This window comes from Pantoea sp. EKM103V (genome assembly GCF_011800365.1).
In the GTDB taxonomy this organism is placed as follows: domain Bacteria; phylum Pseudomonadota; class Gammaproteobacteria; order Enterobacterales; family Enterobacteriaceae; genus Pantoea; species Pantoea anthophila.
In genome coordinates this window covers 1-667 of record NZ_JAALFQ010000036.1, presented here as the reverse complement: position 1 = coordinate 667, position 667 = coordinate 1, and the positions used below count along the sequence as shown (strand labels likewise).

The window sequence follows — 667 nt, the reverse complement described above, 5'->3', positions numbered from 1 at the left end:
CCCTTGTGGTGTGACTGCGTACCTTTTGTATAATGGGTCAGCGACTTATATTCTGTAGCAAGGTTAACCGTATAGGGGAGCCGCAGGGAAACCGAGTCTTAACTGGGCGTTAAGTTGCAGGGTATAGACCCGAAACCCGGTGATCTAGCCATGGGCAGGTTGAAGGTTGGGTAACACTAACTGGAGGACCGAACCGACTAATGTTGAAAAATTAGCGGATGACCTGTGGCTGGGGGTGAAAGGCCAATCAAACCGGGAGATAGCTGGTTCTCCCCGAAAGCTATTTAGGTAGCGCCTCGTGAACTCATCTCCGGGGGTAGAGCACTGTTTCGGCTAGGGGGCCATCCCGGCTTACCAACCCGATGCAAACTGCGAATACCGGAGAATGTTATCACGGGAGACACACGGCGGGTGCTAACGTCCGTCGTGAAGAGGGAAACAACCCAGACCGCCAGCTAAGGTCCCAAAGTCATGGTTAAGTGGGAAACGATGTGGGAAGGCACAGACAGCCAGGATGTTGGCTTAGAAGCAGCCATCATTTAAAGAAAGCGTAATAGCTCACTGGTCGAGTCGGCCTGCGCGGAAGATGTAACGGGGCTAAACCATGCACCGAAGCTGCGGCAGCGACACTATGTGTTGTTGGGTAGGGGAGCGTTCTGTAAGCCGT

General features: G+C 53.4%; 1 rRNA gene. It reads left to right on the top strand.

What is annotated here, in order from left to right:
- Positions 1-667: ribosomal RNA gene (locus HFD97_RS22005) — 23S ribosomal RNA — on the top strand; the annotation flags it as partial.